Genomic DNA, 10,396 nt, shown 5'->3' with positions numbered 1-10,396 from the left:
TCACTCATGGTCTGCCTCGTCTCTTTTCGACAGACACTAGTTTAAACTGTTGTCCGGATATGTGGATCCACTATACAAGTGCTTGTGTAACATCTACACGTTGGTGCATCTGATGCCGTTTCGGGTGGGGGCGTCCATCCCATTGCTTACCGACTTTCTACGCCGTCGACAACTTGACGCTACCTCTCAAAGCATGGGGGAATGGCGAGTCTTGGACTGGCCATCCAGCGGATCAAGCGTTGCGGGCATCTACAAGTCACCTTAAACCCTATTTAAATGTAGGGTTTCGGGATACTTGATCTTGACGCAAAATCCTCGCGTATCTACAATAAGTATCCTAATGCCCTACTTAAAGATCGGGTTGTAGGTAACTTATGAAAAAAATGGAGCTATTCCGCAAGCTGTCCGAGCTCGATGGACGGGGGGTGTATGTCCTGGCGCGTCGAGACATCGAGAAGCTTTTTCCCGAGGAGGGCGAGAAGGCGCTCGAAAAGTCCTTGCAGCGCATGGTCGCCGATGGGCTGCTGCAGCGCGTGGCCAAAGGCCTCTACGTCAACCCGGCGGCGAGGAGCAAGAACCGCTGGATTGCCGAGGAGATCGCGAAGGCGCTCCGGCCAGGCAGCCTGTCGTATGTGAGCTTGGAGTCGATCCTCTCAGAATACGGCGTGATCTCGCAGATCCCGGTCAGCCGAATGACGGTGATGACAAAGGGAAAGAGCGGCAAGGTCGAGACGCCCTACGGGACGATCGAGTTCACCCACACCAAGCGCGGCGCGGCGGAGATCGTCAAGCACACGCTGACGGCCAAAGGGCGCCCATTGCGTATCGCCACTAAGCAGGCGGCGGTCCGAGACCTCTTGCGCGTGGGCCGCAACGCCAACATGATCGATCGAAGCGCGCTAGACGACGAGGGAGCAGAGGGATGAGCTCGGACAAACAAGACTTCCACGAAATGGTGGATAGGGCGATGTCCAACCCGGCCCTGTCGGCCATGCGCCCAGTGGTGGAGAAGGAGCTGCTGCACTACCAGATTTTCCAAGCGCTCGACGCCGAGGGGCTGCTCCGTAACCTGGTCTTCCAAGGCGGGACCTCGCTGCGGCTATGCCGCGGGTCGGATCGATTCAGTGAGGACCTCGATTTCGTCGGCGGCCGCGATTTCTCAGCGGCCAGCATGCAGCGGATCAAGGAGTGCGTGGAACAGCGCATCGGTGCGCGCTTCGGCCTCAAAGTGATGGTGAACAACAAGCCCGCCAAGGTCGGCGAGGATGGTGTCAAGCATGTGCGCGTCGACAAGTGGTGGATCTCGATCGAGACCTCTCCCGAGAACCCAGCGATGCCGCGCCAAAAGATCAAATTGGAGATCACGAACATCCCGGCGCATACGCGCGAGCTGACCCCGCTGCGGGCGAACTACGAGTTCCTCAACGGCATGTCGACGGTGCTGGTGAACGCCGAGTCGCTCGATGAGATCATGGCGGATAAGGTGCTCGCCTTCCCGACCTCGCTTCTGGACAACGCCGGACAGCCGGTAGGGTCTGACTCGGCCAAGATCCGCCACCGCGACATTTGGGATCTGGCCTGGATGGCGACGCGCGGCGCGAAGCTGGTGCCGGGACTGGTGGCCGCGAAGATCGGAGACTACGGTGTCGTGAACTATCCGGGATTGCTCGACTACGCGATCAAACAGCTGCCGGAGATCGTCAACAGCCGCGAGTTCAAGGCCCAGATGAGCCGCTTCGTCGATTCGGCGACGGTGGCGAAGACCTTGGACACGGAGAGCTACATCGGCTACCTGGCGATGGAGGTCGGCGGCCTGTTCACGCAGATGAAGGCGGCGCTCGGCAACACGCCGATCGAGCAGCTGGCCGCATCCTACGCCGCCAAGGAGAAGCCTAAGGTCAAGCCCAAGCGCAAGTAAGATGGTTCGCCGAAAGGTCCAGGCCTTCGAGCTTGCAGCGGTAGGAACCTTGCCGAGCGTGCTTTTGATGAGGCTTTTACCGGCGCAATCACGCTTTGATCATGTCCGGCTTTTTTGAGTATGTAAATCTGGTGTCATTCGTCTTGGGGTAAGATGTGTATGTGTCATTTCGGCTAACTTTGACTTGAAGGTCTGGAAGGCTGGATGCTGCTGTATCTTCCCATCCATCGCTATTAATCTTCAGTTGCACTTCATATTTGAACTCGCGGTTTATTGTTTGATTGTGTGTGCTAAAAGTTTAATTTCATCTTTGTTTTGAAATTCTGCATTCCAGTTTTTTTGACTGTACAGATACTGCGGGAATTCTTGTTCTAATGACGTTTCTCGCTTTAAGAGTCGTTTTGTTAAATTTGCGAGATCGCCTAAATCAGCCGTTCCATGCACCTCGATCGGAACGCAGATGCTGACGAAACGCGACCAATTTGTCCATTTTGTCGATATTTGTGGCGCAATGAAAATCCCGTTGTTCGGATCACGAGCGATGCGAATTTCGCTCGCACGCAAAGACTCAAAATAAGCATCATTTGTTTTGCGCTCAGTCGTGTACGAAACGATTTTTTTTCGTGATTTGCCGATTTTTCGATAGTTCGGCAAGCTATCAGCCATGAAATCCAGCATACTTGGACTTTCCAAGTGCTCACACTCTGCGCGAGCTATTTCTTCTACTCGTTCGTTATAAACAAAACGAGGATGAGTCCACGCAACATTGACGCGGTAATCGTTTAATATAAATACAACATCGTCCCACCAGGAAAATTTTTGGGAATTTTCCGTATCGTAAAGATGCCGAACAATTATTCCTTCTTCAAAATGACTTCGGCGAGAATTTCTATGGTAGAGCTTAGCGAGTCGTTTTAACTGTTCTTGATGTTTATTTTTCATGGCTTCTTGGCTCTTGATTATTTTCGAAATTTATAAGGATTTTGTCTATTTATGCTTACCTTTGCCTAAGGTTTTTATACGTAGAAAATATAATCTTGCAGGTTTTTTCATCTTAACTTACTTTGCCGAGGCGATTTGAGTCTGATCGGCAAGCTTGCTTGGCGATTCAGCATCAGCGGTCGTAAACGCAACGCGTGTCTTGGTGACATTTTCCGCAGACGCATGTTGATTGATTGTAAGCGCTCCACCATCAACAACCTATTCAAGCAACGGTTTCACTGGCTAAATCGTGCTTATGCAAATTCCACGGCAACAGCGCCTCCACCTCATCCACCGTCTTCGTCAGCGGCAAGCTGCGTATGACTCGTCGCAACCATGTGTACGGCTCCAGTCCACATGCTTTGGCCGTTTCTATCAAGGAGTAAATAAGCGCACTGGCGTGCGCGCCGGCTGCGCTGTCACTGAACAACCACGCTTTGCGTCCAATTACAAACGGCCGAATCGCATTTTCGACACGGTTATTATCAATCGGCAGGTCGCCGCGCTCGGTGTACCGTTCCAGCATGGGCCAGTATTTTTCCATGTACGCCAAGGCTTTGCCCAGCACACTTTGCGGCGTCACCGTCGGCAGCGTCACTTCCATCCAGTTCTTCAGTGCTGCCAGCGCAGGAACACTCAAGTTTTGACGGGCGCACAGTCTGGTCGCATCGTCGGCATCCCGATATTGACTTTCGATGGCATACAGTTTGCCGATCAGAGCGACCGCTTCGTCGGCACGTCCACGCTTGCCTTTGGCTTGCACTCGTACCGCTTCGACGAAGCGGCGGCGAACGTGTGCAAAGCACACCAAGTGCTCAATACCTTCCGTCTTCGCCAGTTGGGTATAGCCGGTGTACCCATCGGTCATCAAATAGCCTTGATAACCGTCGAGCAGTCGCGTCGGCACCTCCGCGCTGCGGCTGGGGTCGTAATCGAACAGTACCATCGGCTTGCCAGGCGGTCCGCCTGTCTGCACCCACATGTAGCTCTGACTCGTGGCTGTGCGATTGGCTTCCTTGAGCACTTGTACCACCGTTTCATCCATGTGGATGACGCCGCTATCAAACAAGGCGTCACGCACCAGATTATGCAAGGGTTGCAGCAAGCGGGCCGTACCGATGACCCAGCGTGCCAGCGTTTGGCGTGGAACCGGTACGCCGTGTCGCGCCAACACTTTCTCAAAGCGTGCCAGCGGCAAGCCATCGACATATTTGGTCGTCAAGAGCATGGCGAGGAAGTCGGCACTGGCATTACTTTTTGGAAGCGGTTGTGGTGGCAAGGCTGCGGTCACCGGCGCGTGCGTACTGCCAGGGCAGCCGTAGCGTTTGCGAATATGACGCAGCACACGCACCTGCATCGGCACGATGTCGAGTTGCTCGCTGATGTCTGCGCCGATTTCCACCATCGGTGTACCGCATGGGCACGTACGTTCGTGTGCCGGTATGTCATGCAGCACGTCGACCCGTTTCAACGCGGGCGACAAGGGGCTGCGTTTGCCACGTCCCGGTGTTTTGCCTGGCTTGTTGTCGGCGCTTTCCTCGGCCGACGTTGCGGCTGGCAGATCGGCGAGATTCTGCGCTGGTGTCGTCGCTTGCGCCAATGTGTCGGCCTCGTCGAACAATCGGCTTTGGGCATCACTCTGTTCCGAGCTGGCTCCGAACATGCGATGCCGTGCCAGCACGGATTGTTCGATCATGCGCAAGAGGTAGTTGTTCGCTTCACGCATGGCGACTTCCATCGCCGTTTGCGTCGCGACTTGTATGGCGTCCTGCATGGCCTGCATCGCTTGCTGTTCGATCGCGCCGATACGCGCTTGCTGTGCCTGTAGCAAGGATTTAAGTTCAGCGATATTGTCAGGCAAAACTGCCGGCAGAACGAACTTGGGAAGTTCAATCTGCGGCGGTGTGATAGGCGATTTGAAGGGGGTAAAAGACATACGTCATTTTACCAAATCCGCCTATGAAACAGAAGTAAAATTCAAGGTTTGATGCGGCTGATTTCGCCATAAATCGAAGCCTTCGAGCAGCCATTCAAATTCCTGCGTACTGAGTGTTTGCGTCATCGAATCGCCCGCCTTTGGCCAAGTGAATTTGTCCTTCTCCAAGCGCTTCAACCACAGACAAAACCCATTGCGATGCCAGTAGAGTACTTTGATTTTATTCCGATGACGGTTGATAAAGACGTACAAGGCGCTGGCGAAAGGACTGAGTTCGAGTTCCTGTTCGACCAACACTGACAGGCCGTCGATGGACTTTCTGAAGTCAACCGGGGTGCGGCACAAATAGACCTGATCGATACGGCAGCCGGCATGCATCAGCGGACTCCCGGCATGACGTGCAACAAACTCACCAACCATTCTGGCGATGGCAGTGCAGCGATCTCGAGACGAATGGCCGATGGCAGTATCAGCACGCATGGTGTGTGACGCGCTGATTCGCCTTCGGCTACGCGCACTTACACAAACGAGGAGCATGGTTTGGACGGGCCTGCTGCCAGCTTTTTGGACTTGCGCTGCCAGTAGTAGATGGCGGCGACCGAGATGCCTTCGCGTCGGGCATAGGCGCTGGCAGAAATGGCTTCACGCTCAAGTTCGGCCGCATGATTCATCCAGAATTGCTGGTCCATGATGGTCTTCATCGTTGTCGCTCCAAAAAAAATTAAGGTGTGACAAGGATGTGGGAAATGGGCTTAGGCGGCAAGTCTGGGGTTTATGGAGCACTTACTTTATATTGCACGGTGAATGGTAAAGTTTCGTACAAGCATATTAATTGTGGGTAACTTGATGGTTTATGAAACATTCAGGCTAGGGAAGCGCAGATTTAATCCAAGTGGTTTGCCCGCCGCCACTGAGGCGCACTTGCGTCGCCTTTTACCGTCAATAGCTCGCTATTGACAGCAAAAGACGCCTTGCATTGCCTCCTCATTGGCAACGGACAATTCCACAGCGATTAATCCGCGCTTCCCTAGCGGCTTACGCTTGTGTCATATCAGTTAATAAGAGTAATAAGGTTTTTTTGCAATAAAATATTCAACAAACTGCCATGACGTATCGTTGCGCGCTAGCGTGATTTGCTCAGTATATATATCCGACGAATTTTGAAATATCGTCGCAAAAACAACTATAAGATACTCACCTGCTGGGATGTTTGGTAATTTTTTAAAGCCGCCATCAATTCCTTGAAACACTCTTTCCCTTACCAATCCTAAAGCACCTCGTTCCGTACTGATTCTCTGATTAAAAGCACTTCCGGAATATCTAGTCTTGAGGGCTGCAGCCCCTTGGGCATAGATAGCCTCAATTCGCTGCGATGCAACGCTAGGTGGTGTATCTAATTGCGATAATAGAAATTCAGCTTTTTTTTGTGCGGCAGACCTATCGGTTTCATTAACAAAAAAAATAAATTCCGATTGCTCTGGAGTCTTTAACGATGAACTGACTTGGGCGATGGCTGACTTAGTTGTCAATGTCAAAATGGAAGCAAACGCAAACTGTCCGAAACTTCTACGATTTTGTGTCATCTATTTCTCCATTAATTTATATAAATTAAGAATCAGGTAAAACGACCGATCATTTATCATTTATCTTTTTTCAAACGGCTGATCACCTCATTCGGATTGGGCAAACTCAAAATAATATCGAAATTTTTATTGGTTGGAATATATAAAATATTTTCCTCTGTTATAGACACAAATACTGAACGGCCATTTTTCAATTCAAACCAACCAGCTTGATATCCTGGCAAACCGATACCATTTGTACGAGAGGAAATACTGCCTGCCTGTAAATTTTTTAGCTGAATTGTGCGAATATCAGCGCCTATATCGTGGCGATTAACGCGTGTAGTATAAAAAGCTGTTTTTACAACAATTTCATTCGCATTAATTTCAATCTGTCGCCTTGAAAAAGCCGTCCAAGATATCAACGCAAAGGGTAATAAAGCAATAATTAAAATTGTAGTAAGGATGCCGGCGCTAGTGCTCGTTTTTGAGAATGCAACAGCGATTCCCAACACTCCTACAGGTGTCAAAAAAGCTAGAATAAAAAAAGTGATTGCTGCTTTTAAACTAGGGGGAGATAAAATAAAAACTTCACTCATAATTACCTCTTTATATGTTTAAGCTAGGTGGTTGACAGTCCGGCCGCACGTATAGATAGTTGCTTCATTGCATCCAATACATGCGTTCGTGTTGAACTTGGTATTTTAATAATATTGAGTTCTTCTGCTGCTGAAATAAAAGCATCAATTTCATCTCTAATAAGTTGTCTGTTTGCCTCCAAAACAAAAGCGTCTTGTTTCAATAATTTCGCAATTCTGGCAGTTTCCTGTGCATTAACTAATCTTGTTGGATCGAGGGCTAACATTCGCTTGCCAATCAAAACTCTTTCTGCAAACTCTCTATCAGTTTGCATTTGTCTGGCTGATTGAGGTGTTTTTGCAGTAATTACACCGCTTTGTGGGGGGCCTGCAAAAAGCGGCCATTGATCGCCGGCATTGCGAGAGTGTCCACCTCCAACTGTAATCGCAACGCTGACGGCAACGGAAATATAAACACCGGCTAAAATCGCCACAGTTATCGATGTGGCAACAGAAATATAAGCAACGACAATAGCGGCTATAGCGACAGGAATAGCCACTACAGCCGCTTGGTCACTATTAGGTGCAACTTGACTATAGATATATTGGAGTTCATTTTGTTTTAATCGCTTTTGAAATTGCGCACCGTCTGTGGCTGTTGTAAGTCGTCTTGTATATTCAGTATTTGTTGCATCACCCCTAAGCGCTTGGATTGCCCTTTCTTTTAGTGCTGATGGGGGCCGTGCGCTTACTACGCCTAAAGAAGTAAGCATAGATAAAAATTGTTTATAGTCTCCTTGGATGGCACTACTCAAGACATCATCGTTACATAGTGCTGTCAACATCTTAACTTCTTGATCTTGAGAAGCGAGTATATTTCTAGGAATTCCTCTTGACTCCAGATAGCTACCTGGATCGCGTTTGAATAATGCTTTTTCTTCAGGGTCTGTGAGAATTCGTTCCCAGAGGGAACCAAGCGATGATAAATCATTCCATAAACCTGTCGGTATATTTGCTTCAGACAAAGAAAGCCGTAAAGCTTCATGTGGCAACGTGAGTGGTCGTGGCAGAATACTTACAGGTGTTCCGTACAGGCTCGTGCCTGTTCCCAACTTCGGAACCCCAAGTGAACCAAGAGCAATTCCGAGAAAATATCGACGTTTCATTTTCTCCTCCGAGTTAGTCAACGATTGCAATTGGGAACACAGATTTTTCCGCATTGCGCATAGCTATTTTTAGCGAAAATCGACTCAGGACATCCGGCAAAAACTCCGTATAACGCGCTTTCAATGTTTCACGGACACGAGTATGAAGATGCATGATTGCACACGCTTGGCAAATGTGATGTACTTGGCTCAAGCCCTCGTCAACTTCTTCGTCAAATAGTTTTTTCATTATTTTTGTAGGGCCATCCAGATGTATCCAAATTTTTAAAAAATCATCAAGAGCTTCATTAAACATTTTATCCATCGTTTTTTCTCCAAGAGTACCAAGCTTCATCTCGGGTATATGTTCAAACGTTAGTCCACAGCATGCCGCTAATTGGTCATGTGGAGTTACAACAAGATTATGAAATATTTGCGAACATCCATCAGGAACATCGATGCCAATGGGGGCCCCTCTTTGTTCATAGTCGTCATGAAACGGCATCCAGCTATTGCATTGCAAGGTGAATAGTAATGGCTTATCTTGTAATAATTTCTTGAGCACCACGCTATTTGCCGCTCGCTCGTAACAATTGCTCTTCTCTGAGTCGCGCTCGACGGTAACAAGCGTAAAAACTCCTGACTCTACAAGTACTTGCGCTGCATTTTCTATACTTTCAAACGGCACCCACTTTTGATGGTCAGATCCCGTACTAATATTGATCTCATTGATTCCACTCGCAACGAGCTTCTGAACGGTTCTTTTAGCGGTGCCAATTGTTTTCCCCCAAAATCCGTTAGTGACGCAACGCGTCATTAGCCCAAGACTATTGGCGTATTTAATTGCCGAATACAGGTCATCTTTCAAAAGGAATGTTTCCCCACCGCTAAAAACAATGAGTTTAAGTGCAGGGAAAGTTCGATATGCTTCCTCTATGCGCTTATTGATTACGTCAAGGGATAGACGTTTTTCTATTTTTGGATTCGATTCAAAGCAGCACTGACGGCACTCAGCATTGCACCGGTATGTTGTCAGGATCGTTAACGTGTCTGGAAAAATATGACGAATACGCTGATTCATGAATAAAGAAATTGTCATTATATTTTTCCTTGAACATTTTTAGTTTGTCACTGTTTCTTTACATAAAATAATAAGATTTGCTGGAAATACGAGTTCTCCGAATTCCATTACGGTACAACTGGAGATGTGGAAATAAAGCGGATAGTGATGCAAGTTCTGGTCATCATATTGCAGCCAATAAATTTCAGATTTTCTGTTATTTTTTATCGATGTTAAAAAAATTTTTTCTTTTAACAAAACCAAAAAAATTATTGGCATATGGCAATTGGCATTGCATCGTTTTAATTTGTTGAATAATGCGACTTACCTCCTCTTGGTAATACTTTGTTTCCGTATGCGGTAGAAGCACAATCTGCTCGGAAATAAGGCTTTTCGTCTTTTTGAAAACCATATCCTTGTCATTAATAGTTACGGTCAAATATTCGTCTGCCGATAACGAGTTTCCTTTGCAACCAAAAAGGAGTGCAAGAGACACGACTATAAAGAGATTTTTCACCGGCATATTTAGCAGAAATTCCGTCTTGAATTGTGCGCACACGCTTTCCATATCACCTGAAAAAAGTTCAAGCTAAAGGTGAGATTTTTTTATATTTCCAAGTCTAATTTCCGACCACTTGTAGAGGATGGTTCTTTTTAAGTCGCTGTTATTTATCAAGGGAAGTGCGGGTAAATTTTTGCGTCTCCCGATATAAGGCGTTACGAACAAAATATTCAAACGAGGGAGTAAACTTTTTTTACGAATCTACTGATGGTCCTCGTATTATTTCCTTAACTCTTTCACAAGAGATGGCCTAATCTCAGATGTTATTTTTTACTGGAATTTTTCACAAAGTTATCCATCTACTCCTGAAAACATGCTGCTCCCAATCTATTCGGTGAGATGTTGAGTACATTAGGCTGGAGCGGCCTTCAATTGTAAAAAATGACATCCTTCGAAAAATCATTCCGCAATGTCCGCTTCTTCTGAACAAAATAGTTGGACTCAGAGCGAATATTTTTATAACGGATAGCTACTGAAAATAAGAGCCACAATAACAGTAAGTGTGCTGGGGATCTATGGGACAAATACGAAAATAGAGGGTGTAAATAATTTTGTGTAAATCGTCATTTTGCAGGAAACTATAGTGGATCCACATATCCGGACAACAGTTTAAACTAGTGTCTGTCGAAAAGAGACGAGGCAGACCATGAGTGA

Annotated in this window: 10 protein-coding genes; 2 read left to right on the top strand and 8 right to left on the bottom strand. The window is 47.7% G+C overall.

The window, feature by feature from the left end; translation table 11 throughout:
• Positions 1 to 374 precede the first annotated feature (374 nt).
• Both abiEi and QN359_RS18715 read left to right on the top strand, forming a co-directional pair.
• A complete protein-coding gene (gene abiEi / locus QN359_RS18720) occupies positions 375 to 926 on the top strand; it encodes a type IV toxin-antitoxin system AbiEi family antitoxin (protein WP_322249214.1) in 552 nt (183 codons plus the stop codon).
• Positions 923 to 1,918, top strand: a complete 996-nt coding sequence (locus tag QN359_RS18715; RefSeq protein ID WP_322249213.1) for a nucleotidyl transferase AbiEii/AbiGii toxin family protein — start codon at positions 923 to 925, stop codon at positions 1,916 to 1,918. The genes abiEi and QN359_RS18715 overlap by 4 nt, the downstream gene beginning before the upstream one ends.
• A 270-nt stretch (positions 1,919 to 2,188) precedes the next feature.
• Here the strand turns inward: QN359_RS18715 and QN359_RS18710 are convergent, their stop codons facing one another.
• From QN359_RS18710 to QN359_RS18675, 8 genes are all read right to left on the bottom strand, one after another.
• Positions 2,189 to 2,860, bottom strand: a complete 672-nt coding sequence (locus tag QN359_RS18710; RefSeq protein ID WP_322249212.1) for a hypothetical protein — start codon at positions 2,858 to 2,860, stop codon at positions 2,189 to 2,191.
• 262 nt (positions 2,861 to 3,122) lie between these two features.
• A complete protein-coding gene (gene tnpC, locus QN359_RS18705; protein ID WP_322249211.1) occupies positions 3,123 to 4,835 on the bottom strand; it encodes an IS66 family transposase in 1,713 nt (570 codons plus the stop codon).
• Positions 4,836 to 4,856: 21 nt separating this feature from the next.
• Entirely contained in the window at positions 4,857 to 5,315 is a 459-nt protein-coding gene (gene tnpB, locus QN359_RS18700; RefSeq protein WP_322249210.1) for an IS66 family insertion sequence element accessory protein TnpB, read from the bottom strand.
• A gap of 38 nt (positions 5,316 to 5,353) precedes the next feature.
• Complete coding sequence (gene tnpA / locus QN359_RS18695) at positions 5,354 to 5,536, bottom strand: IS66 family insertion sequence element accessory protein TnpA (RefSeq protein ID WP_322249209.1); 183 nt, start codon at positions 5,534 to 5,536, stop codon at positions 5,354 to 5,356.
• A 354-nt stretch (positions 5,537 to 5,890) separates the two neighbouring features.
• Positions 5,891 to 6,418, bottom strand: coding sequence for a DUF4019 domain-containing protein (locus tag QN359_RS18690; protein WP_322249208.1), 528 nt, complete (start codon positions 6,416 to 6,418; stop codon positions 5,891 to 5,893).
• A gap of 56 nt (positions 6,419 to 6,474) precedes the next feature.
• A complete protein-coding gene (locus tag QN359_RS18685) occupies positions 6,475 to 6,996 on the bottom strand; it encodes a PH domain-containing protein (protein ID WP_322249207.1) in 522 nt (173 codons plus the stop codon).
• A gap of 23 nt (positions 6,997 to 7,019) precedes the next feature.
• A complete protein-coding gene (locus QN359_RS18680; protein ID WP_322249206.1) occupies positions 7,020 to 8,141 on the bottom strand; it encodes a hypothetical protein in 1,122 nt (373 codons plus the stop codon).
• Positions 8,142 to 8,154: 13 nt separating this feature from the next.
• A complete protein-coding gene (locus tag QN359_RS18675) occupies positions 8,155 to 9,219 on the bottom strand; it encodes a radical SAM protein (RefSeq protein WP_322249205.1) in 1,065 nt (354 codons plus the stop codon).
• Positions 9,220 to 10,396: the final 1,177 nt, after the last annotated feature.

The organism is Undibacterium sp. 5I2, assembly GCF_035019605.1.
In the GTDB taxonomy this organism is placed as follows: Bacteria; Pseudomonadota; Gammaproteobacteria; order Burkholderiales; family Burkholderiaceae_D; genus Undibacterium.
Note: the sequence above shows the minus strand (reverse complement) of the source record. Positions and strands in the feature narration are given on the sequence as shown.